Source organism: Roseofilum reptotaenium CS-1145, assembly GCF_028330985.1.
GTDB lineage: Bacteria > Cyanobacteriota > Cyanobacteriia > Cyanobacteriales > Desertifilaceae > Roseofilum > Roseofilum reptotaenium.
The window spans coordinates 1-23467 of record NZ_JAQMUE010000028.1 but is presented as its reverse complement, the minus strand read 5'-3'; the positions used below and the strand labels follow the sequence as shown (position 1 = coordinate 23467).

At 43.5% G+C, this 23467-nt stretch carries 17 protein-coding genes; 7 read left to right on the top strand and 10 right to left on the bottom strand.

Annotation, left to right across the window (positions count from 1 at the left end):
- Window positions 1-98 precede the first annotated feature (98 nt).
- The 4 genes from PN466_RS03725 to PN466_RS03710 all read right to left on the bottom strand — a co-directional run bounded on the left by PN466_RS03725 (window position 99) and on the right by PN466_RS03710 (window position 7818).
- On the bottom strand, window positions 99-1082 hold the full coding sequence (locus PN466_RS03725) for an RNA polymerase sigma factor, RpoD/SigA family (protein ID WP_271937159.1): 984 nt from the start codon (window positions 1080-1082) through the stop codon (window positions 99-101).
- Between the two features lie 640 nt (window positions 1083-1722).
- Window positions 1723-2853 carry a hybrid sensor histidine kinase/response regulator gene (locus PN466_RS03720; RefSeq protein WP_271937062.1) on the bottom strand — a complete coding sequence of 377 codons (1131 nt, stop codon included), beginning with the start codon at window positions 2851-2853 and terminating at the stop codon, window positions 1723-1725.
- A 15-nt stretch (window positions 2854-2868) separates the two neighbouring features.
- The gene (locus tag PN466_RS03715; RefSeq protein WP_271937061.1) at window positions 2869-6027 is read right to left on the bottom strand and encodes a PAS domain S-box protein; all 3159 of its coding nucleotides are present in this window, start codon (window positions 6025-6027) and stop codon (window positions 2869-2871) included.
- A gap of 93 nt (window positions 6028-6120) precedes the next feature.
- A complete protein-coding gene (locus PN466_RS03710) occupies window positions 6121-7818 on the bottom strand; it encodes a helicase HerA domain-containing protein (protein ID WP_271937060.1) in 1698 nt (565 codons plus the stop codon).
- Window positions 7819-8012: 194 nt separating this feature from the next.
- Between PN466_RS03710 and PN466_RS03705 the strand changes: the two genes are divergently transcribed.
- The 3 genes from PN466_RS03705 (at window position 8013) to PN466_RS03695 (ending at window position 9951) form a co-directional block, all read left to right on the top strand.
- The gene (locus PN466_RS03705) at window positions 8013-8738 is read left to right on the top strand and encodes a pyridoxine 5'-phosphate synthase (RefSeq protein ID WP_271937059.1); all 726 of its coding nucleotides are present in this window, start codon (window positions 8013-8015) and stop codon (window positions 8736-8738) included.
- 122 nt (window positions 8739-8860) lie between these two features.
- Entirely contained in the window at window positions 8861-9190 is a 330-nt protein-coding gene (locus PN466_RS03700) for an MgPME-cyclase complex family protein (RefSeq protein WP_271937057.1), read from the top strand.
- 101 nt (window positions 9191-9291) lie between these two features.
- Window positions 9292-9951, top strand: coding sequence for a hypothetical protein (locus PN466_RS03695; protein ID WP_271937055.1), 660 nt, complete (start codon window positions 9292-9294; stop codon window positions 9949-9951).
- On the opposite strand, the gene PN466_RS03690 is transcribed toward PN466_RS03695, so the two are convergent.
- Window positions 9932-10366, bottom strand: a complete 435-nt coding sequence (locus PN466_RS03690; protein ID WP_271937054.1) for an NUDIX hydrolase — start codon at window positions 10364-10366, stop codon at window positions 9932-9934. The two genes, PN466_RS03695 and PN466_RS03690, sit on opposite strands and share 20 nt — an antisense overlap.
- A 173-nt stretch (window positions 10367-10539) precedes the next feature.
- Between PN466_RS03690 and PN466_RS03685 the strand changes: the two genes are divergently transcribed.
- On the top strand, window positions 10540-10686 hold the full coding sequence (locus PN466_RS03685; protein ID WP_271937052.1) for a hypothetical protein: 147 nt from the start codon (window positions 10540-10542) through the stop codon (window positions 10684-10686).
- A 16-nt stretch (window positions 10687-10702) separates the two neighbouring features.
- Here PN466_RS03685 and PN466_RS03680 read toward each other — a convergent pair whose 3' ends face one another.
- Window positions 10703-11902 carry a DNA sulfur modification protein DndB gene (locus tag PN466_RS03680; protein ID WP_271937050.1) on the bottom strand — a complete coding sequence of 400 codons (1200 nt, stop codon included), beginning with the start codon at window positions 11900-11902 and terminating at the stop codon, window positions 10703-10705.
- 95 nt (window positions 11903-11997) lie between these two features.
- On the opposite strand from PN466_RS03680, the gene dndC reads away from it, so the two are divergent.
- Window positions 11998-13644 (top strand): DNA phosphorothioation system sulfurtransferase DndC, encoded by a 1647-nt coding sequence (gene dndC, locus PN466_RS03675; protein ID WP_271937048.1) that lies wholly within the window; start codon window positions 11998-12000, stop codon window positions 13642-13644.
- 52 nt (window positions 13645-13696) lie between these two features.
- A complete protein-coding gene (gene dndD, locus PN466_RS03670; RefSeq protein ID WP_271937046.1) occupies window positions 13697-15724 on the top strand; it encodes a DNA sulfur modification protein DndD in 2028 nt (675 codons plus the stop codon).
- A gap of 64 nt (window positions 15725-15788) precedes the next feature.
- Here dndD and PN466_RS03665 read toward each other — a convergent pair whose 3' ends face one another.
- Together PN466_RS03665 and alaS are read right to left on the bottom strand one after the other, a co-directional pair.
- The gene (locus PN466_RS03665; RefSeq protein WP_271937044.1) at window positions 15789-18725 is read right to left on the bottom strand and encodes an ATP-binding protein; all 2937 of its coding nucleotides are present in this window, start codon (window positions 18723-18725) and stop codon (window positions 15789-15791) included.
- 574 nt (window positions 18726-19299) lie between these two features.
- Window positions 19300-21936 carry an alanine--tRNA ligase gene (alaS, locus tag PN466_RS03660; protein WP_271937042.1) on the bottom strand — a complete coding sequence of 879 codons (2637 nt, stop codon included), beginning with the start codon at window positions 21934-21936 and terminating at the stop codon, window positions 19300-19302.
- A 60-nt stretch (window positions 21937-21996) separates the two neighbouring features.
- Here alaS and PN466_RS26615 point away from each other — a divergent pair, with 60 nt between their 5' ends.
- On the top strand, window positions 21997-22461 hold the full coding sequence (locus PN466_RS26615) for a Uma2 family endonuclease (RefSeq protein WP_271937040.1): 465 nt from the start codon (window positions 21997-21999) through the stop codon (window positions 22459-22461).
- A 304-nt stretch (window positions 22462-22765) separates the two neighbouring features.
- Here the strand turns inward: PN466_RS26615 and PN466_RS03650 are convergent, their stop codons facing one another.
- Window positions 22766-23047: a RebB family R body protein gene (locus PN466_RS03650; RefSeq protein ID WP_271937038.1), complete on the bottom strand. Its 282-nt coding sequence runs from the start codon at window positions 23045-23047 to the stop codon at window positions 22766-22768.
- 71 nt (window positions 23048-23118) lie between these two features.
- Window positions 23119-23427 carry a RebB family R body protein gene (locus PN466_RS03645; RefSeq protein ID WP_271937037.1) on the bottom strand — a complete coding sequence of 103 codons (309 nt, stop codon included), beginning with the start codon at window positions 23425-23427 and terminating at the stop codon, window positions 23119-23121.
- Window positions 23428-23467: the final 40 nt, after the last annotated feature.

The following is a 23467-nucleotide window of genomic DNA, read 5'->3' as shown; positions in this document are numbered from 1 at the left end:
TATAAATCAGCGTTTTTTATTCTGTTAGAAGCACCTGTGGGATCTCTTGGCGTTCAAGCCAGGTGCTTCTTCGATATTGGAGACAACACAACCAACCCTTAGCTGGCTAAATACTCACGAACCAGACCCCGATGGCGACGTAAGTAGGTTAAGGCTTGTCGTTCCAGTTGGCGGACTCGCTCGCGACTTAAACTCATGCGCTGACCGACTTGAGAGAGAGATAACTCATGACCATCCGTGAGTCCAAACCGTAAATTCAACACCTCTTGTTGTTGAGGTGTGAGGTCAGCGATCAGATGATGCAAGTCTTGGCGCAGGAGTTCTTGAGTAGCATAGTGTTCCGGAGAAATACCATCGTCTTCCAAGAGTTCTTGGAGTTCCGTATCTTGGTTATCTCCCACCCGTAAATCTAGGGAGACCGGTTGACGCGAGAGGGTGAGGTATTCACGGATTTGAGCCGGTTTCAGGTCTAAGGCTTGGCCGATTTCCGTCGGAGTCGCACTGCGACCGAACTGTTGGGAGAGTTCTCGTTGAATTTTTTTGATTTTGTTGAGTTTCTCTGTGATGTGGATCGGTAGGCGAATCGTTCGCCCTTGTTGGGCGATCGCCCGCGTAATGGCTTGACGAATCCACCAATAGGCGTAAGTAGAGAATTTATAGCCCCTCATGGGGTCAAATTTTTCCACTCCCCGTTCGAGTCCCAGGGTTCCTTCTTGGATTAAATCCAGAAACTCCATATTCCGTTTCTGGTATTTTTTGGCGATCGCCACCACCAGACGCAAGTTCGCTTCAATCATTTTTTGTTTGGCTCGTTGACCTTGCTTGACCATCCGATCTAACTCTTGAGGATCGAGCTGTACCAAATCGGCCCATTCCTCATCACTGATGGGGCGATCGAGTTGGTCTTCTTGCTGCTCTTTGACATTCATCAACCGCATCATCTGTTGAACCTGTTTACCCAATACAATCTCTTGCTCATGGCTTAACAGAGGAATACGACCGATTTCATGCAGGTATGTCCTTACCATATCTGCCTTATAGGTGGGGAGCTTAGTTTGGGTTTTGGTTTGCGTCTTGGTCATGGTATTAGGCATTAGGATTAGGTCGTTGTGATGATCGGGGTTAATACTGAAAACTTGAGAGCTTAAAAACCGTCTACTCAATTTCGTAGACGTTTCCCGGACATCTGTATTGGGGATATCTATTCCTAGGGTTCCCGATCCGTCGCCAAAACTTGACAACTTGGACTGGAGCAATCAGTTCAGCGACCTTCTGGCCCCTGGTTCTGTTGGGAGATTCCCTAACGTGTAACTTATCTTTCAAGGATGGGGTGAATTCCCGGTTGTTGTCTAACTTGCTTCATTTCTAAGAGTAAGTTAAACCTCTGGTGTTATACCTCCTCCTTTCAGGTGAATTTTCTTCACCCAATTAGACTGAGTTTTTTTACTTAACTTTGTTTTAAGAAAGTCATCGCCTCTCCTTTTCTTTCTCTAAGATCTAGGATTGAATATTTTCTCCCGATATGTCAGTTCGGTTCATCATGGAGATTGCCGAACCTTTGGCCATGGGTTGAGACGACGAATTTTTGCCCATTGAGTTCCTGAAACCCCACTAGAAAAGCTCTCAAGCTTTAGTCAACTTCATTTGTAGTATATCGTAACTTGTTGATTAAATCAACTCCTTTAGCGTAACAAACTCCAGGGGCATGATAATGATTCATTATTAACCGTGTTGGCTGTCGCTGAAATGAAAATGATTCATTAGAGAAGGTAACCAAATCCGAAAGGTTGTCCCCACTCCCACTTGACTAGAAACCTCAATCGTGCCCTGGTGACATTCTACAGCTTGTTTAACAATATACAAGCCAATACCAGTCCCCTTAATTTTACCTACATTACTGGCCCGTTCAAAAGGACTGTAAAGATTCTCCAGATCTTCCGTCGGAATACCAATGCCCTGATCGCTCACTTCTAACAGCATTGCATGGGGTTGAGGCATTAAGGTTATGCATACTGTCCCCCCTTCTGGTGAATATTTAATTGCATTGGACAGTAAATTATTGAGAATATGCCCAAGAATATCTTCATCAAGATAAAGAGACAAAGATTCTCGATCGCACTCAAATATTAAGGAGCATTTTTGATCGGCCATGATCTCAAAATAATCCAATCTTTCTTTGCACAACTGAACGACATCAATAGATGCAGGATTTAAGGATAACTTACCAGACTCAACTTGATCAATCGTGAGCATTTCTTCAAGTTGCAACGTCATATTTTTAATGGCAATTTGCATCCGATCGAACTGCTTATTTTTTTGAGATAAGTTCAAATCATCCCCATATTGCCTAAGAATTTCAAGGGAAACCAAGATATGAGTTAAAGGAGCACGTAAATCATGGGAAACCATGGATACAAAATGAGATTTTAACTCATTGAGTTTTTTCTCTTCATGCCAAAGGGTTTTAAGATTTCGATCTTTTTGGTGTTTAGCGATAGAGAGAGCGATCGCCGATTTTATATCCTCTAATTTAGCCGGTTTATTCAGGTATCCATAGGTTAAAGTTTCCGTAGCATCTTCCAATGTTTTAGTATCACTAAAAGCGGTTAAATAAATAATGGGTATATCATAATCTTGTAGGGCACGGGCCGCATCAATGCCACTCATATTTCCTTGGAGCTTAATATCCATCAAAATCAAGCTGGGAGGATTTTTTATTACCTGATCGATCGCCGCTTCTCCAGTCTTAACTACTCCAGATACTTCATACCCTAATTCTTGAAGATTATCCGCTAAGTTGTGAGCAGCTATCAACTCATCTTCAACAATCAAAATCTTGGCAAAATTATTCATCTTTCAATACCCTGATTAAGAACATTGTTCAAATCTTAAGTGAAAACCTGTTCCATTATTATTCTGCACTTCAAGATCGGCATCTAACTGATCGGCTAGAATAGACACTAAACGCATTCCAAGGGAAGGGGATTGTTGCCCACTCACCCCAGACGATAGTCCTATCCCATTATCAATGATCTTTAAATCCAGTTGTCCATGGTCAATTTCACGGAATTCAATCCACACGGTTCCCTCTCGATCGCCTGGAAAGGCATGTTTTAAGGCATTGGTGACTAATTCATTGATGATTAAACCGGTCGGAATAGCGGTTTCTATAGTTAGTTGTACGGGATCGGCTTCAATTTCTAAGTTAATCTGATGAGATTGCATCCGATAGGAGGCGGAAATACTGAGAACCAAACTATGGATGTATTCAGCAAAATCAATGCGAGAGATACTCTTGGAGCAATAGAGCTTCTCATGAATTAAAGCCATGGTTTTGAGGCGTTTCTGGCTATCGAGTAACAAATCATTCAAGCCTGGATCGCTGACTTGTCGAGATTGCATGTCGAGTAAACTATAGATGATGTTAAGATTATTTTTGACTCGGTGGTGGATTTCCCGGAGCAAAACTTCTTTTTCCGCTAAGGACGCTTTGAGTTGTGCTTCGGCTTGTTTGCGATCGCTCACATCAAAGATGGCACCATCGAGATAAACTAGCTCCTCTTGCTCATTCCATACTCCTTTACCCTTCTCATAAACCCAATGGATCGTACCATCACGGGCTATCATCCGATACTCTAGCTCAAAGGGAGCGTGTTGAGCTAGAGCGAACTTAACCTGCTCTCGTACCCAAGGTAAATCTTCAGGATGAAGCAAGATAGCTAACCCCGGCACCATCCGAGACATCATGTCATCCGCGCTATAACTGATGATATCTTCAATGGCATCATTGATAAATTCTACTGTCCAATCTTGATTGGGTAAACAGCGATAAATAATTCCTGGAATGTGAGAGACTAGGGTACGATAGCGCATTTCGTTATCTTTCAGGGCTAATTCCACCTGTTTCCGAGCCGTAATATCTTGAATGAGTCCAAAGAGTTTAATGACCTCTCCGCGATCGTTAAAAATGGGTTGTCCTTGGGTCCAAACCGTACGAACGTCACCCGAAGACCGAAGAATGCGTAACTCGAAATCGTAGTCTATTCCCTCCGAAATTGCCTGTTGAATGACCTGTTGAAATTGGGCCCGATCGTGAGGGTGATATTGTCGAATATGTTGAGAATAGGTTGGGGGTTTCTCCCAGGTGGGATCTTGGCCAAAAATGCGGAACACTTCATCCGACCAAAAAATTTCTTGGGTGAGCAGATCAAACTCCCAACTCCCTAACCCAGCAGCCTTCTGGGATGCAGCCAGCAGGTGTTGACTTTTCTCTAGAGCAGCTTCTGCTTTTTGGCGATCGCGCAAATCTCGAGCGATCGCACAGCTATACTCTAATCCTTGATACTGAAAGAAATTGAAATTAATTTCTACAGGAATCTCTACACCAGATTGGCTCTGATAGACGGAATCAACACGCATAAATCCGGAGGATTTCACCTGATTCCAAAACTCCTTCCAAGGAGACGTGCGGCAAGAAAGATCAATTTCCCCGATATTCATCCGTAATAATTGATCGCGGCGATAATCTAAGGTTTGACAGGCGCGATCGTTGACATAAATGAGTTGACCGTGAGCATCAATAAGCAAGACAGAATCCATCACCCGATTAAGGGTAAATTGAATTAACTTTAGGGTTTCATCAGCCTGTTTTCGCTCAGTGATATTTTCAACGATGAGAATTCCATAGGTAGGACTGACTTGCGAAGATTTTACCAAGGAATCAGAGGTGGAAATGACTGAAGCAATGACTTTGACCCACAAAAATTCTTGACTCTGATGAATACAACGTTGCTTAATCTGAAAAGAAGGAATTTCACCCTTCATCAACCGATTGAGGAGGGTGTGAGTTAAGTCTCGATCGTCAGGATGGAGTAAATCGACTAAGTTGACGGATTGCAACTCTAAGGCAGAGTAGCCTAACATCCGGCACAAGGATAGATTAACTCGTTCTAAGCCATACTCAGTATTGAGAATGGCAATTCCTAGGGGAGAGTCTTCAAAGATATGACGAAATCGCACTTCACTTTGGCGTAGGGCATTTTCAATCTGATGCCGTTCTCGAATTTCGGCTTGAAGTTGAGAGTTCACATCTTGCAGTTCTTGGGTACGCTGCTCAATCGATAATTCCATCTGTTCATGGAGATGTTCTAAGGTGAGTTCTACCTGTTTTCGCTTTAGGGTGCAGGTCAGTAATTCACTGGCCAATTTAAGTTGTTTAATGCAATCTTTTCCCCAGATTTTCGACTGTCGAATGGTGGAAAATCCTAGATATCCAATTAACTGATCGTTATCGATGAGGGGAAGTAGGAGTAAAGATTGAGCTTGGATCGCGGAGGCGATCGCGTGTTCAGCTTTGGCTTCTGGCGGAAAATCCTGTAAAGAATGGATGGGGATGGCTTGGTGTTCGTTCAGGTGTTTCATCCACCAAGGGGTAAATTCTACGGGAATTTGATGCCAGAGCGGGGGTAAGGGACTAATGTCAGGAGCATACCACTGACAGCGCAGTTGGGCCATCTGGCGATCGCCCCCCAATTGAAACAGATAAGCGCGATCGCACTGATAATGTTGAGCTAAACGACCAATAGCGGTTTCTATTTCTCGATCGAGTTCCCGGAAGTCTAACCACATAAACTGGGTACACATGCTACTGATTAAATGCTCAAACTCCGTATTTTCTCTGAGCTTAAGTTCTTGTTCTTTACTGGGAATATTGACGCTTTCTTGGTCTAAGACTGGCCCAACAACCGGATAGTTTAGACTTTTCTTGAGGTTGTAAAGACTGAAATTGTGGCTCTGAAATGTTGCGGCTTTTTCGAGTAACGGCGGCCAATGTTCGGGGTTGAGATCCTGTTGCAGAAACTGGAATAAACTGTGATGATGCCACTGAAATAGGGTGGATAGGGGAATTTGGGCGGCGATCGCCTCCTGTATCCAGTCTCCAATTTCAGGAGATAATCGCCCCTCTTGTAGATACTCCTGAAGGAAGATGGTATAACCCTCTATCCAATCGTGTTGTGACCTCGACATTCTTGATTTACTATCTCAAGCCCCATTGATGGGTTATGCTCCCGTTGATCCCATTGTTATTGTGCTATAAAAGTGCAAATTTTGCTGTAGGGACTAAAACCCTAAATCGCTCATTGCTGCTTCTTCTGCCCCAAAAATATCTTCATCGGGGATATCTTCCCAAGCGGTTTCACCAACTTCAGTATAAAATTTTTGATCGTAGGGACGAGTTTGGACGACCACCGGCATGGGAACAGCATGACCTAGAATTAGAGCCTGCTGCTTAGAATCGAGTTTCGAGAGAACCGATCGCAGGTTTCCGGCTCCAGAAACACCGGTAAAAATGGCTTCAATATCTTTATCATCATTCAATAAGGCGGTTACACGGGTTCCCATTTGCGACATTACTTCCTTATCGATCCCAGAGGGACGTTGATCGACGACGAGGAGGGTAACGAAGTATTTGCGCATTTCTCTGGCGATCGTGCCAAAAATGGTTTGGCTACTGATGCTCGGATCGAGGAACCGGTGAGCTTCTTCGATGGTGATCACGAGGGGCAGGGGGCGATCGCTCGATTTCTTGGTCTGTAAAAAATGTTCAGCTTTCTTCACATAGGATTGATGAATTCGGCGGGTGATCATATTCGTGGCTAACATATAGGAGAGTAAATTAGCTTGGGAACCAAATTCAATCACCACATGTTTACCCGCAGCTAATGTATCTAGAATTTGCCCAAACGGATTGTGGCGAGTGGCTCCCCTTAAATATTTGAGTTGGGTGAGGCGATTGAGTTTTCGTTGTAGCGCCGTAACGGAGGATTTGCTCCCATTATTATCGAGACAAAAGTCTTGGATCTGTTCATTACTCATGTTCAAAAGCTGTAAGATCCAATTGCGTCCCAATTGAGTTTTGAGCAAGAGGGCACTATCTAAACTCGCTTCAGATAGGTTTAATTCCTGTTGCACTAAAGCCAGATCTTCAACTTCAATTTGCTCAAAACTTAAATATAATTCTTGGGCATCTCGAATGCCTCTGCGTTTGGCTGATTCTGGATCGAGGGTATACACCTGAACTTGGGACGGAAACAGTTGTCTTAAGCCTTTCGCCGTATTAACCGTTTTGCCTTCACAAACGGCTTCCCAACCATATTCAGAATGCATATCAAAGATTAAGTTAACTCCAACTCGCTGTTTAATAATGCCAGACAGTAATAAACGAGCCAAAAAGGATTTCCCGGTTCCCGATTTACCAAAAATACCGTTACTTCTCTCTACAAATCGGTCTAAGTCAATGCAAATTGGAACCTCCATATCTACCGGTTGACCTATGGAAAAATTATGACGCTGGGGGTCATCTTCCCAACCAAACACTGTGCGGAAGTCCAGTTCTTGCGCTTCATACACTTGGCTAAAGTGACTGGGAATAGTTTTAACCGGTTTGAGCGTAAAATCAACAGAAGTTTGGGCAGAAAATGAGGCTAAATTGGATTGAGAATCAGAACGCGATGGAGCAATGGTCTGTTCTTCTGGGGTAATCATCAGCATGGGAGTAACTTCTAGGGTTCCGTAGGTACTACTGCCCGCTAATACTTCTTGCAAAAAGAAGTTATTCGGATCGGGGGGATTGGCTAAGATGCGCGGACTTGCAGTTCCCAATGTTACATCAGTCAAGAGACAGAAAAACCGCGATCGCCTCCCCTGAATCACCAAAAACTTGCCCACTCGCATTTCTTCAACGGATACATCGGGATGCAAGCGCACTTCTAATCCTTTAGACAGGGAACCTTGAACAACAGAACCGAGAGGAGTCATGAGCAATTACAGCGCTTTGTGCTGTGATGGGGAGATACAGGAAGCAAACAATAGAGTGGGTGGAGATTTAAAAACTAGGAGCTATTAAAGGATGGCTGGGAGATTACTCTAATTTGATTCAAGTTTCATTTCACCAAATTAGAGTAAAATAATCGATAGAAAACCCATGAAATTAACTCAGAGGAGATAGATCTTTGCCCACCCTAGGTGTAAATATTGATCATATTGCTACTATCCGCCAGGCTCGCAAAACGGTAGAACCCGATCCGGTTGCAGCAGCCGTACTCGCAGAACTTGGTGGAGCAGATGGGATTACGGTGCATCTTCGGGAAGACCGTCGCCACATTCAAGACCGAGATGTACGATTATTACGCCAGACGGTGCGGACTCATCTGAACTTAGAAATGGCGGCTACGGAGGAAATGGTGGCGATCGCCTTAGAAATCCAACCTGACTATATCACGCTGGTTCCGGAACGTCGAGAAGAAGTGACCACGGAAGGCGGTTTAGACGTTATCGCTGGAGGAAAGCGTCTTGCTAATGTGGTACAAACCTTGCAAAATGCGGGCATACCGGTGAGCCTCTTCATTGACCCGAACCTTGACCAGATCAAAGCCTCGGCGGACATCGAAGCCAAATTTATTGAACTCCATACCGGAACCTACGCCGAAGCGCACCAAGAACAAGAACAACAAGAACAACTGGATTTGCTCACCCAAAGCTGTGATAGAGCTTGTACCCTAGGATTACGAGTAAACGCTGGCCATGGTCTTACCTATTGGAACGTTTACCCCGTTGCCTGTATTCCTGGAATGGAAGAACTCAACATTGGCCATACTATTATCAGCCGCGCTGTCCTAGTCGGCCTAGAACGAGCGGTTCGAGAGATGAAACACGCTATCCTCGGCACAACACCCTAGGAATGGGGGAATGGAGAAATTAGGTGGAAGAGACCCGGAAATTACTGTCTATTGCCTATTGCCTTTTCCCAATAACCATTTACCGGTAAAATAACTCTCTGTGTTCATCCAAACCAAACCCTATGACCACTTATCACTACGTCCTCGCCAGCAAGAAATTCCTCATGGAAGACGAACCTCTCGAAGAGGTCTTTCGGGAAAGAACCCGTAACTACAAAGAGAAAGAAAAAGAAATCGACTTTTGGTTAATTCCCCAACCGGCATTTCTAGAAGCGGCTGAACTGGCAGAGGCTAAAGCCAAATGCCCTCAACCGGCAGCCGCTATTATCTCAACAGATCCTCAACTTATCACTTGGCTCAAACTTCGCTTAGAATATGTGCTGACGGGTGAATTTGAAGCCCCATCAGATGCTATTCCTGACCCCCAAGCTTCCCTTGTTGCCTCGTCTTAAGTTTCCTAAGACGGATAACCTGTTCAGACTAAACGGGTTAGGCAGTAGGCAAAGATAGCTCAAGGGTAAGATTGCACATTCAAAGACTCTATTCTACTCTTATGCCTTTTTACCCTAACTCCTCTAGTCTGACTCAATTTTTGAGTGCGATCGCCGGATTATCGACGTTTTTCCTCTCTTCTATTCCTGCCTTGAGTCAAAGCAACCGCTTTTCCTGTCCTCCACCGAACCCAGGGGAATATATGGTTTTCGTGCGCACTCCTAACCCCTCTAGCCAACAATTGCTGCTGAACTATCTCTTACCCTCCAATCAAACGGCTCAAGTCTGCCAATACAATAACGAAGTTGTCACCCAAATCCGCAACTTAGCTAACGCCCAGGTGAGTGAGCGTTGGAGCCAATATATTTACGAGAATACGGGCTTGCCGGCTTTTATGGTTGCGCCCCCCCTAGGTCAAATTGGGACTCGTCCACCCAATCCCCCCGTCTTACCAAGCAACCCCAGCTCGCCCTCCCTCGGTTCGGGGTTTGCGGTATTAGTCAATGCCAACAATCGACAGGATGCTCCTCAGCAACTGCAAATCCTTCTGAACAAGGCGATTCCTTGGGTGAATTTCCAGGGTAATTCTTATTTACTGGCACTCCAGAGTAACAATCAAGAAGAAGCTACGGCTACCTTAATGTCGTTAAGCGATCGCGGTTTTTTAGCTATCTTGGTAGATGCTCGCCAAGTGCAACAACTTACCCCAAACCGGCGTTAATTACACTCAGGACAATGCGTTGATGGGGCGTTCCCAAGGGGCGAACTTCATTGGCGTTAACTGAAAATGCCTCTCCTGCTCGCACTTGTTCGGGAGTCATTAACCCCATATCCCATCCTTCACCCAAAATTAATGCTTCCAGTGGCACGGTTAACGCACCATGGTAAATATGGCGCACAATCCCCGGATCGCTATCACAGCCGAACTTATCCAAGTGTGGAGGGCAATAGCCAATTTCTTCGAGTAATTCCCGTCGAATACCTTCATCTGGGGACTCATCCCGCTCTAAATGACCGCCAAACAAGCCCCAAAAGCCTGGATATAGGATGCCTGGGATGCGATCGCGCAATTGCATCAGATAACGATTTTCGCGATACAGAACCGCTAAAGCCACCTGAGTGGGTTGTGTATCCATGATAAACCCCCAATGGTCATGTTCTCTCTCAGTTTAGGTGGGGGAATCGGGAGATGGGGACGCAAGCGAGAAGATCGGCAAATTTTAAATGTTTTCTAAAACTTGAATTGTTTTTTAAAAAGTGTGGAATACTGGAAAGATAGTGGGGAAAGAAAGTACAGTTTTGGCGATCGATGTTGACGGGTGAGTTGAAGGCATGGGAAGTTATAAAGAATTATGTCTGTTGTCAGGCGATCGCCTTTTGGGGATTAGCAGAATTAGGGGTTACCCTGTTGTCTCTGCATCCAGACTCTTGGGGATATTATGGAATTCAGAATTAAGAGAATTTAGAGTCGTTTAGAACAATGGAGTACGATCGAGCCACCCTAATTGCTCCTTAACTTCATTAACCGCGATCTTTACAAGATTCATACTTGCAGAAATTTTGTAGGGTTTAGTTGGATTTTTTGGATTAGGATCAACTTTTACAATACTTCCATTCCATAGACTACTGCCTGTTGACCAATCTAATTGAGAAAGCTTAAGAACATTATTTTCATCAAAAATGTTATTCTCTCGATCGTAAGTGTAATGCAATAAACGCCCTAACACTTCTAACCCAACACTTCGACCTAACACACAGTTCTCTTTGAATTTACCCACATCTTCAGTCGTTAAGTCTCTGATGTCTTTTTCAAAGATCTCTCTTGTATTTCTACAGTTTGAGAAAAAGTTGTTGCAACAGGCAATCAGGGAATTAGACGACCTTTCAACATCATAACCACGTAGTTCTTTATTTGCATCATCTGTAAAAGCACAACTAACAAACTTAACGAGATAGTTTATTGTGTATATAAGCTTTTTGTTTGTAGCAGGACTAGCTTTGATATTCTCGGTCTTATTGGAAAACATGGGAACAGATTCAATGATGCTTTTAGTAATTCCAATACGTCCTTCAAATTCCCCAAATGATAATAGTAATGACTTATGCAACTGTCTGGTTTGTGCCATGTCCCGAAAATCAGTTTGGCATTGCTTAAAGTCTGGCTCTAGTATAAGCGTAATAGGAAAGTCGTCATCACCAATTAAGCTACTTTCTGTTTCTGAACCTGTAACCAACTCATCAATAGCCCGAATTCTATGCTGTCCATCAGTAATATCTAACTTGACATTTCTAGGGATAACTGCTAAACCCATTCCATGACCTAATAGAATAACTTTAATCTTGGAAGGGTCAACATTAGCTGTTATTGTACCTAATACCCAAGATCTATTTCTAGTAACTCTTTCTCGAATATAATCTTTAATTTCATGTACATGCCCTGGGACTTCTGGCCGATTTTTGCCCGAATCTGGATTGTTGTCAATAGAGTGTTTCGCTTGTAAAAGAGTCGGCAGATCATGTGCTAGAACATTAATTTGTATCATCTTCCGATTTCCTTGCCGAAAAATCAAGGCAGGATAACATCTATCACGATGGTATTGAGCCAGGTAAGGATTGATAACGTTATTGAGATCTAGTTCATGCTCAGTGTTATGATCTGTATTTTGAACCATAACAACTCGCTTGTTCTAAAAAACACTACAGTTACATCGTAACACATGATTAGTGACATAATGAACTAGGGAAACACGGATATTTCTATTTCGTCATGACAGCGACTAAGCCTTCACTTTTGCCACAACGTACCGTCGATGAGTTTATCATTACCGTTGAGAAACTCATCGAGGAAATTCAGGATCTTTACTGTCTAGATGAAATCCCTTGGGTGATAGGATACAGTGGTGGTAAGGATTCAACCGTAATTTTACAACTTATCTGGAATGCCTTATCTAGACTACCGATAGAGCGCAGAACTAAAACGGTTCATATCATCACGACAGATACTTTAGTGGAAAATCCTATTGTTGCTGCTTGGGTAAAAGAATCGATCAGAAATCTTAGAAAGTCGGCAAAAGAGCAGCAAATGCCCATTGAGGCTCACTTACTTTATCCGAATTTCAAAGATAGTTTTTGGGTTTGTTTGCTGGGTAAAGGATATCCTGCGCCTCGCCCAGGTTTTCGATGGTGTACAGATAGAATGAAAATCCAGCCAGTTAACTCTTTTATCCGAGACGTAATTAGAACTTACGGTGAAACTATTGTTGTTTTAGGAATTCGTAAAGCAGAAAGCTCGATTCGTGCATCGGTGATGGAAAAGTATGAAGCAGGTAGAATACGTGAAAGGTTAAGCCCTAATTCTCGTTTACCTAACTCTCTAGTATATAGCCCAATTGAAGATTGGCGAACTGATGAAGTTTGGATGTACCTCATGCAATGGGAAAATCCTTGGGGAATCAACAACAAAGATCTATTTTCTATGTATCGGGGAGCAACTGCCGATAACGAATGCCCCCTAGTCGTTGATACCTCAACTCCCAGTTGCGGAAGTTCTCGGTTTGGCTGCTGGGTTTGTACTATGGTAAATCAGGATAAATCAATGGAAGCGATGATCCAAAATGATGAAGAAAAGGAATGGCTGCAACCCCTTTTAGATATTCGCAATGAACTAGACTTGAAAGATGATCGAGACAGACGAGATTTTCGGCGCATTTATGGAAAAGTAGAACTGTTTGAACGCAAAATACAGGGAACAGATAAAAACACAGAACTTCAACCTATTCCTGGGCCTTATAAAAAAGAATGGCGTGAATATCTACTGAGACGACTGCTCGAAGCACAGGTACAAATTCAGAAAACTGCACCGCCAGAAATGGGAGAAATAACCTTGATTACCCTGGAAGAACTGAGTGAAATTCGTCGCATTTGGTTAGAAGAAAAACATGAATTTGAGGACAGCTTACCCCGAATTTATAAAGAAGTTACGGGAGAGGAATTTATCGATCGCCGTCCAGAGGGCGATCGTACCCTGCTCGGTATAGACGAGTGGAGCACTCTAGAAGAAGTCACTGATAAGAACTCCATGGAATTCGAGCTACTCGCGAGACTGCTCAATACGGAACGCCAATATCAAAACAAAGGCAGTCGCTCCGGTATTTATGATGCTTTGAGCAAGTGTTTTAAATCCAGTTCTCGCGAACAGGAGCAAGCCATTCAACATGCCCATTTTAAACAGGCCATAAAAACTGCTGTTTTAGAAGGGGACGTACAAAAAGTTGAAAACATCATTAAAAATCCTGAAAAAGCCGATCCCAACCATCCCGACAACCAATCCAAACTGGAACCCGAACCCCCAACTCAACAACTCAGTTTAGGTTGGGGAGACATCAAATTTAGTTCCTGGTCTGAATCCCAATAATTCAGAAACCCGGTTTCTAATCACGCTAAAAACCCCGTCATTTTTAATTGATATGATTTTCTTGGAACTTGTTTTAGAAAACTTCGGCCCCTATAAGGGGAGACAAGTCCTCAACCTGCGTCCAAACGATGGTAAACCTATACTGCTGTTAGGAGGAATGAATGGGGGAGGGAAAACCACCCTTATGGATGCCCTTCGCTTAGTTCTCTATGGACATCGCGCCGAATGTTCTACACGAGGAAATCTCAGTTACAGTAATTTTCTGAAACAATGCGTTAACCGCCATATCGCAGACCAGGAAAAAACCCGGTTAGAACTGTTAGTGAAGATCATTTCTGGCGATAGCAGTAAAATTGCTAAAACGGATACTCTCAACCCTGATAATCCTGACTCTCAATTTTATACTGAACTGCGAATCATCCGCTATTGGACAAGGCAAGATAGTAAGGATACTCTGGGAATTCTGAATGGTAAGGGTGACTTTCCTGAAAATACCCTCAGAGATACCTGGGATGATTATATCGAAAACCTGTTACCTTTGGGCATTTCTAATCTGTTTTTATTTGATGGCGAACAGGTGAAAGAATTGGCCGATCTTGATGCTCCGCCTCCGTTAGTTGTGCAAGCGATTCAATCTTTATTGGGATTAGAATTAGCCGATCGCCTGGATACAGATTTAGAGATCTTATCCCGTCGTCACCAAAAGCAGATCGCCGATAAGCAGGAATTGGGGAATTTAGAAGAAATTGACCGTAAACTGAAGGGTTATGATGGGGAAAGGGAGCGTATTACCCAAGAGATCGCGAATACGGAAAAAATGCTCAAACGGGCGGTTAAGAACGCTAAAGAAGCGGAAAATCGCTTTATTTCTGAAGGGGGGAAAATTGCGGCCGAACGCCATCAGCTTGACTTACAGAAAAAGAGCGAGGAAGCTAAAATCCAACAGACTCGGGATGTACTGGTGAATTTAGCCGCTACCTCCCTACCCCTGAGCTTGATTGAAGACCTGATCGAGCCAGCGATCGCTCAAGGAAAAGCGGAACAGGAGTCCCTGAAAGCACAAATTTCCCGCGATCGCATTCAGGAGCGCGATCGCCGTTTGCTTGACTATCTGCACACCCTGGAACTTCCAGATTCCCAAACGACAGATATTGAAGCCTTTTTACAAAAAGATTACCACAGTTTAGCCCAAGAAATCTTATCCCCTGAAAAGACCTGGTTACAAGCCACTTCTGAAGAGCTGGAAACCCTAGAAAAACTGATAATCTATGATATCCCCACGCAACGAGAAAAAGCCAAAGCGGAATCCAAATATCTAGAAAAAGTAGAACAGCAACTGATGGATATTGAGCGAAAACTTACTGTGGCGGCTTCTCCTGAATACTACCAAGAATTAATGACTAAAAAAGAACAAGCTAACAACAAAAAGACCAAATTAGAAATTGATTTAGAATACAAACATCGGCAACTGCGAGACCTTGAGCGCAGCATCGATGAAGCGAAAAAGCAACTCAAAGAGTACAGCGATAAATTTCTGAAGCGGGAAAATGCGACCCATATCATCAATTCCATTTCTAGAGTGAAAACGATACTTGAAAAATACCGAGAAAAATTGACCTTGAAAAAGCTCAACAAGCTTGAAAACCAGGTTACCGAATGCTTCCGCTACCTGCTTCATAAATCCGATCTCGTTCAGCGCGTCGTAATTAGTACTAAAAATTACAGCTTATCCTTGTATGATTGCGAGGGTCAACCCTTGCCCAAACACCGCCTATCTGCTGGGGAAAAGCAATTATTAGCGATCGCCTTCCTCTGGGGGCTGGCGAGAGTCTCCGGCCGCCAACTTCCCGTAGCCATTGATACTCCTCTTGGTCGCCTTGACTCCTCCCACCGCCAAAACCTGATCGAGCGATACTTTCCCAGCGCCTCTCATCAAGTTATTCTCCTATCTACCGATACTGAAATTGCCCACACTGAAGTCAAAAATCTGCGCTACCAAGAAGCTATTACTCGCGAATATCTACTGAAATACAACCCCACCGACGGCCAAACCACCATTGAAGACGGTTATTTTTGGTAGTTCGCCTCTTCCCTCAGCCCCCTTCGACTACGCTCAGGGGGCGCTTCTGCTTGGGGAGAGGGATTTAGGAAGAGGGGAAACCAACCTGCCTAACAGGAATCTCAATCCTAAACGTTGTTCCCTCACCCACAATTGACTCACAATTTAAGTGTCCCTGATGCTTTTCCACAATAATTTCATAACTAATGGACAACCCTAAACCTGTTCCATTTCCGACCTGTTTTGTTGTAAAGAAAGCATCGAAAATCTTAGATTGAATTGACTCAGGAATTCCCGGGCCATTATCCGTAATTGAGATCAAAATTGAATCGGGCTGTTTGATCTCCGTACTGACGGTAATTTGATTTGGATGTTGAACAATCTCTTCCCAAGAACGGCGCTTATTCTGTTCCTCAAAAATATCAATAGCATTGACAAAAATATTCATAAACACCTGATTAAGCTGTCCCGGATAGCATTCAATTAACGGCAACTGCCCATAGTTCCGAATCACTGCAATTCCGGGATTTTGGGAGGTTGGATTCAATCGATTCCCCAAAATCATTAAAGCACTGTCAATGCCATCATGGATATCCACAACTTTAAAATCAGCTTCATCTAACCGGGAGAAAATGCGTAAAGATAATACAATTTGCTGAATACGATTCGTTCCCGCCTCCATAGAATTCAATAGTTTAGGTAAATCCTCTTGAATAAATGAAACCTCAATTTCATCCTCTAATTTAGTGATGTTTGAATTCGTTTTCTCCAATTCTTGTTGATAAGCGTCCAGCAATTTTAATAAGTTATTTACATAATTGATAGCATGAAGAAGATTCCCGTGAATAAAACTGACCGGATTATTGATTTCATGAGCAATTCCTGCGACTAATTGGCCCAAGCTAGACATTTTTTCTGTCTGTACTAATTGGGCTTGGGTACGTTTTAGGTCTTGTAAAGTCTCGGACAACTGAGCCGTTCTTTCCGCGACTCGTCTTTCTAACTGACGAGTTAAATCTCGCAAGGCTAATTGCGTCTTTTCTCGCTCTTTAATTTCTGCTTGTAGCTGTAAATTTTGCTTGTCTAATTCTTCCTCTGCTAATTCTTTGCTTTCTTCACTTAAGACAAACCACCAAGCCCCAATTCCACATAATACCAACAGTAGGGAATAGAGTTCTAAGCACAGCGTCGAAATTAAGCTAATATCCTCTACGGAAAACTCGGAAGATTTCCACACTCCAAAAAAGAATACCAATCCTAAAACCGTCCCACTGGTTCCCGCTAAGAGGAAAAATCCGCCCAAAAATCGTAAAACTCGTTTCAGAAATTGGGGAGAAAATCGATCTTTAATCGTCGATAACAACCCTGGAGAATGTAAGGCTAATTGATTCTCTGGAGTATGCTTGCAGGAATCATGACAATGGGCTTCTAGGGTACAACAAAGAGAACAAATATTACCCTGATAAACGGGACAATAGGCACTATCAGCCGGTTCATAGTGCTGTTCACAAATGGAGCATTGAATCAGGGATGGACTGAGGTTCACCCGATCGCGGAGTTCATTTTTACGGGCAATGTAATATTTTCCCTGGGTTAACCACGCAAGAAGGGGAGAGAGTATAAAGGCAATACCCAAAGCCAAAAAGGAGGAATAGGCTTGCAGATAGGGGCCAAATAAGCCTAAAAAAGCGATAATAGAAACGACTGAAGCGATCGCCATGGAACCCAAGCCCACGGGATTTATATTATACAGATATGCTCGTTTGAATTCGATATAAGAAGGACTCAGTTTCAGGGGTTTATTAATCACTAAATCAGCTACGATCGCCCCAATCCAAGCGATAGCCACATTGGAGTATAGTCCCAAAACTGCCTCCAGGGTTTCAAATACGCCTAACTCCATCAACAATAGGGCGATCGCTACATTAAACACCAACCACACCACCCGCCCTGGATGGGAATGGGTAAGACGGGAGAAAAAATTAGACCAGGCTAACGATCCCGCATAGGCATTCGTGACATTAATTTTGACTTGAGAAATAATCACAAACAGGGTTACTACGGCTAAAACAACCCTAGGATCGTTAAACATATCTGAAAACCCACCCAGATACATTTGAACGGGTTGTTTAGCCTGACTTTCAGCCAATCCATGGGCGATCGCCAAAGATGCTAAAAAAGACCCTCCTAACTGTTTTAGTACCCCCAAAACAATCCAACCGGGACCTGCCGCTAAAACCGCCAACCACCATTTCCACCTATTGTTTTCCGTCTTATCTGGTAAAAATCGTAAATAATCTACCTGTTCTCCTAACTGAGCAATGACAGAAAAAGATACAGTTACTGCCGATCCGAACCATAGGGTATTTAACTGAGTTGCACTGGCGGAATGACCGGCAAAATCCAGCCAATATTGAAACGATTCTGGTTCCTTATACGCTACAAAAATATAGGGTGAAACCATCAAAAATAACCAAATCGGCTGTGTCCACAACTGTAATTGATTGATTAATGTAACTCCATAAAAAACCAAGGGAACAATTATCACAGAACAGACCAAATATCCCCAAGCCAAAGGCAAATGAAAGTATAACTCTAAGGCCTGAGCCATGATCGCGGCTTCTAAGGCAAAGAAAATAAACGTAAATGAGGCATATACCAAAGAAGTAATAGTTGAGCCGAGATAACCAAATCCTGCCCCTCTCGTCAATAAATCCATATCAATATTATATTTGGCGGCATAATAGGTAATAGGTACACCCGCCAGGAAAATAATCAAACCTGAAAATAAAATTGCCCAAAATGTATTGGCAAATCCATAACTGATTAATAAAGAAGCACCGATCGCCTCCAATGCTAGAAAAGAGATCCCTCCCAAAGCTGTATTTGCTACCAAAAACTCCGACCATTTACGAAATGATTTTGGTGCATAGCGCAGAGAATAATCTTCCAGGGTTTCATTCGCTACCCAAGTATTATAATCCCGTCGCTCCTTAACAATGTCTTTAACCAGTTTCTTCATCAATAGAATTATAAAATTTGCGTTTCAATAACCAACCTTAGAGATTAGCTGTTGTTTGCCGATCTACATTTCGATACATTTTTTGCCAAGATAGATTATTTTATCCACTGAATTAAACGTTTTTCAGTGAGGATAGACCCCTCAATGATACAAAATATTGTAAATCGAACCGGATTGAGGCTACAGTGCCTCACGTTACTATAGTGCTAAATTCTGGCAGATGGAGTAGATAGGTCAAGAAGTGGTACCTTGAATCTTATCACTTATTCTCTTGCCCACTCTACAATAATTTTCTGTGAGGTTAATTTTTAGCTCAATTGATGAAATGGGAAGGCGTGAGTTGGTGGCGAACAGGAGAATTTTAAAGTGACATTTTCTCAGTTGACTCAAGTCCAATTAATATCAAGTTTATAAGAATACATGCTGGCAACGGATAAATAGTTGATTTTTGGGATATTCAGCTCACTCCGTTAAAATGCAATCACATCCATAAAAACAGATTAACTTCTTCCCAGTAACTCGGATGAATTGGGTGCGTTAGTGACAGGATAACGCACCCTACATAAACTAGAGATTAGAGGGCTTCTCTTAACTCGGTTTTCGCTGTTTCTAAAGCTGTAGGCAACTGATTCGGATCGCGTCCTCCGGCTTGGGCTAAATTGGGTCGCCCACCGCCTCTACCGCCGCAAATTTTGGCAATTTGACCGATAAATTTACCGGCTTGTAAGCCCTTTTGATTGACGGATTTACTGAAGGCAGCGACTAAACTGACTTTATCGGCTTCGGGAACCGAACCTAAAACGACAGCACCTTCACCGAGCTTTTGTAATAACCGTTCGGCAGCCGTTTTGAGAGAATTGGCATCCACATCAAGCTGTGCCACTAATACCTGCACTTCACCGACAGATTCTGCTTGGGAAAGCAATTGATCTGATTTGGCGATCGCCAAATCACTCCGTACCTGTTCTAACTCTTTCTGTGTTGCTTTTAACTCAGTTTGCAGACTACTGACCCGCTCCACCAACTCCTCGGGTTTGGCTTTAAAGCGATCGCCCAATTCCCGAACCACCGCATCCCGCACTTGCAGATACTCGCGCACCGCAGCCCCAGAAACTGCCTCAATCCGGCGCACTCCTGAAGAAATCCCGGTTTCGGAGATAATCTTAAACAAGCCAATTTCTGCCGTGTTCTGCACATGGGTTCCCCCGCACAGTTCCATGGACACCCCTGGATAGTCTACTACGCGCACAGTATCGCCATATTTCTCGCCAAACATGGCCGTTGCACCCTTATCCTTCGCCCGATCGAAGGGCATAATTTGTACATCTGCGCCGTGTGCTTCACTAATCCAAGTATTGACCAAATCCTCAATTTGCTCTAACTCCTGAGCCGTGAGAGCGCGGGAACAATTGAAATCAAAGCGCAGACGGTCAAATCCGACCGCAGACCCAGCTTGACCAATATCGGGATCGACAAGTTTCTTCAGGGCGGCTTGTAATAAATGGGTCGCCGTATGATTGGCTTGGGCCCGCATCCGACAAGCGCGGTCAATCTGGGCGGTTACCGAGTCTCCCAGGTTTACGGTTCCCCGTTCAATACGGCCAAAATGGACAAAGAAATCCGATTCTTTTTGCACATCATCAATCCGAATTAACACATCCGATCCCGACAAATAACCGCGATCGCCCACTTGTCCCCCGGATTCTGCGTAAAATGGAGTTTGATCTAAGACAATCTGCACCGGCATTCCCGCTTCAGCAATTTCCACGGACTTTCCGTCTACTAACAGCGCCTGAATTTGCGCCATCCCCGACCGTTCCGTATATCCCGTGAACTGGGTCGGATGGATATGTTCAGCCAACCGATCCAAAGACCCCTGCACCATCAAATCAATGGTTTCATGGGCCCCTTGAGAAGTCTCTATTTGGAGTTGCATGGATGAGTTGAACCCTTCCTGATTTACAGTCAACCCTTGTTCTTCGGCTATTTCCATGGTTAATTCCAAGGGGAAACCGTAGGTATCATAAAGCTTGAATGCATCTTTACCTGAAATTTCTGTTTGTCCTGCCTTTAAGACCTTTTCAATAATCTCTTGCAGCAGCTTTTCACCTCGTTCTAAGGTGCTTAGAAAGCGCGATTCTTCCTGCTGTAATTGCGATTTAATCAGAGTTTCCCGCTCCCGCACATTGGGGTAAGCTCCTTCGGAAAGGGCGATCGCCACTTCAGCCACTTTTTCGGTAAATAATTCCGTAATCCCCAACAACCGGCCGTGACGCACAACCCGACGAATTAACCGACGCAAAATGTATCCCCGGCCAATATTCGACGCACTCACACCATCAGAAATCAAATGCACCACAGCGCGCACATGATCCCCAATCACTTTAAGGGAAACCTTCGTTTTTTCATCACTTTTGTGGTACTCAATTCCGGCACATTGAGCTGCGGCTTCAATAATTGGAAAAATCAAATCCGTCTCATAATTATTGGGTACACCTTGGAGAATTTGCGCCATCCGCTCCAACCCCATTCCCGTATCAATGTTTTGGTTTTGCAGGGGCGTTAAGTTGCCTTCAGAATCCCGGTTATATTGCATAAAAACCAGATTATAGAATTCAATAAACCGGGTATCATCTTCGAGGTCTAGGGTTGCATCTCCCAATTCTGGGTGAAAATCGTAGTAAATTTCCGAACAAGGGCCGCAGGGGCCGGTGGGGCCGGATTTCCAGAAGTTATCCTCTTCTCCCATGCGTTGGATACGATAGGCTGGAATGCCAATTTTATCGCGCCAAATAGCAAAGGCTTCATCATCATCTCGGAATACACTGACGACTAAACGCTCTGGGGGGAGTTGAAACACTTTTGTGGAGAGTTCCCAAGCATAGGCGATCGCTTGTTCTTTAAAATAATCCCCAAAGCTAAAGTTGCCCAACATCTCAAAAAAGGTATGATGTCTGGCAGTTCGTCCCACATTCTCAATATCATTAGTGCGGATACATTTCTGAGACGTGGTAGCACGGGGAACCTCAGCGGCACGCTGACCCAAAAATATGGGCTTAAACGGCAACATTCCGGCGATCGTCAATAATACCGTCGGATCTTCTGGAATGAGGGATGCGCTCGGTAAAATCTTGTGACCACGCTTCTGATAAAAATCGAGAAAGGTTTGCCGAATTTCAGCACCGCTCAGGGATGGAAGAGATGAAGCCATAGCAGTTTCCAAGTTATAATACATCTTTTATTTTAAGAGAAACCTGGTACGCGATCGCCGATGTCTACCATCGAAACTCAGCACCCAACAACCCATGTACCCGAAGTCACAGAAGATCTTATCTTTCCTTCAGGTGAAATAGAAAGTGATGAACCGGAATTGGAAAGTTATCGCCACTTAGCCCAACTGATGTTACTGCTAAACTCTTTAGAGTGGCATTGGCAATCTCGCCAAGACTTCTTTGCTGCGGGTAACCTCAGTATCTATTATACTCCTCCCGCACAGAATGCTCCCCGCGATCGCGGCCCCGATTTTTTTGTCGCCATCAACACCGAGGGCAAACCCCGAAAAAGTTGGGTCGTCTGGCAAGAAGGGGGCAAATATCCCGATGCGATGCGAATTGCGTTTGTTGGTCTTGTAATTATAATCAAAGAAAAATTGGCGATCGCTATCCCAAAGATGTCTATTCATCAGTTGTTTGCGCTGTTGTGCCATCGTTTCTCACTTTGCCGCAGCCTCAACTAAGCGATCGTTATTTGTAACTGTTCCCATCCACACCTGACGATGTTCCTTAAATTAGATGAAACAGTCCACTACGATCTAGCTCTGTTGATGTCACAATTAAGCTCAGCGATCGGCACATACAGAAGGAATGATTCAGTATTGTCTATCCTTGTTTTAGCAAAATAATATAACTATAACGTCTTCAATCAAGCGATCGCCTTTTTTAGATGACCGCGAGCCTACAAGCCATATTTTGCTAATCTCAGGGAGAATCTACTGTTCTTCTTCTGGCTTATTATATTGTTACATACTAAATATAAATATGTTATTTTTGAGACTCGTTATCACCTGTATCCAACTGCTTAACCCCAACGGCTTCTACAGAATTCAAATCTGATATTTTATTGATGACCTTAGCAGTGATACTCATCGCTAGTTGATTCATCGCCTGTTGGTTAGATACAGCATTTTGCTGAGATAGATTAGTATTAGCAACTAAATTTGCAAAAGCTAAGTTAGCAAGCATAGCTGGCTGCTCAGCTACACTTTTAGCATTGGAAATAGCAATTGATTCCTGGATATCATCTGGTATGGAAGAATCCGACATGATTTACCCTTTCTGAATTGGTGAAGATTTGTTTATTCTTTACTATTGAGGTAATTCCTAGCTGAAAAAAACTATAGTTTGCTCACAGCCCTGAGATCGGCTAGTTGTTGAGCCACATCGTTACCTGTATATAACTTGTTAACAGCCAAAGCTTCTAGTGGAGTCAAGTCTGATACTTTATTGACAGCTTTAGCGGTGACTGTCATCGCTAGTTGGTTCATTGCCTGTTGGTTGGACAGGGCATTTTGCTGAGATAGATTAGTATTGGCAACTACATTGGCAAATGCCAGATTAGCAAGCAGAGCTGGCTGTTCGGCTACGCTTTTAGCATTGGCAATAGCAATTGATTCACGAATATCTCCAGGCAATGCTGATGGCATATATTTCTCCTTTGGTAATTTGGACAATCATTCCCACATT

Excerpts from the sequence above, each read along its gene's own strand:
- PN466_RS03725 (WP_271937159.1), bottom strand. The coding sequence starts at position 1,082 with ATGACCAAGACGCAAACCAAAACCCAAACTAAGCTCCCCACCTATAAG.
- PN466_RS03720 (WP_271937062.1), bottom strand. The coding sequence starts at position 2,853 with ATGAATAATTTTGCCAAGATTTTGATTGTTGAAGATGAGTTGATAGCT.
- PN466_RS03715 (WP_271937061.1), bottom strand. The coding sequence starts at position 6,027 with ATGTCGAGGTCACAACACGATTGGATAGAGGGTTATACCATCTTCCTT.
- PN466_RS03710 (WP_271937060.1), bottom strand. The coding sequence starts at position 7,818 with ATGACTCCTCTCGGTTCTGTTGTTCAAGGTTCCCTGTCTAAAGGATTA.
- PN466_RS03700 (WP_271937057.1), top strand. The coding sequence starts at position 8,861 with ATGACCACTTATCACTACGTCCTCGCCAGCAAGAAATTCCTCATGGAA.
- PN466_RS03695 (WP_271937055.1), top strand. The coding sequence starts at position 9,292 with ATGCCTTTTTACCCTAACTCCTCTAGTCTGACTCAATTTTTGAGTGCG.
- PN466_RS03690 (WP_271937054.1), bottom strand. The coding sequence starts at position 10,366 with ATGGATACACAACCCACTCAGGTGGCTTTAGCGGTTCTGTATCGCGAA.
- PN466_RS03685 (WP_271937052.1), top strand. The coding sequence starts at position 10,540 with ATGTTGACGGGTGAGTTGAAGGCATGGGAAGTTATAAAGAATTATGTC.
- PN466_RS03680 (WP_271937050.1), bottom strand. The coding sequence starts at position 11,902 with ATGGTTCAAAATACAGATCATAACACTGAGCATGAACTAGATCTCAAT.
- dndC (WP_271937048.1), top strand. The coding sequence starts at position 11,998 with ATGACAGCGACTAAGCCTTCACTTTTGCCACAACGTACCGTCGATGAG.
- dndD (WP_271937046.1), top strand. The coding sequence starts at position 13,697 with ATGATTTTCTTGGAACTTGTTTTAGAAAACTTCGGCCCCTATAAGGGG.
- PN466_RS03665 (WP_271937044.1), bottom strand. The coding sequence starts at position 18,725 with ATGAAGAAACTGGTTAAAGACATTGTTAAGGAGCGACGGGATTATAAT.
- alaS (WP_271937042.1), bottom strand. The coding sequence starts at position 21,936 with ATGGCTTCATCTCTTCCATCCCTGAGCGGTGCTGAAATTCGGCAAACC.
- PN466_RS26615 (WP_271937040.1), top strand. The coding sequence starts at position 21,997 with ATGTCTACCATCGAAACTCAGCACCCAACAACCCATGTACCCGAAGTC.
- PN466_RS03650 (WP_271937038.1), bottom strand. The coding sequence starts at position 23,047 with ATGTCGGATTCTTCCATACCAGATGATATCCAGGAATCAATTGCTATT.
- PN466_RS03645 (WP_271937037.1), bottom strand. The coding sequence starts at position 23,427 with ATGCCATCAGCATTGCCTGGAGATATTCGTGAATCAATTGCTATTGCC.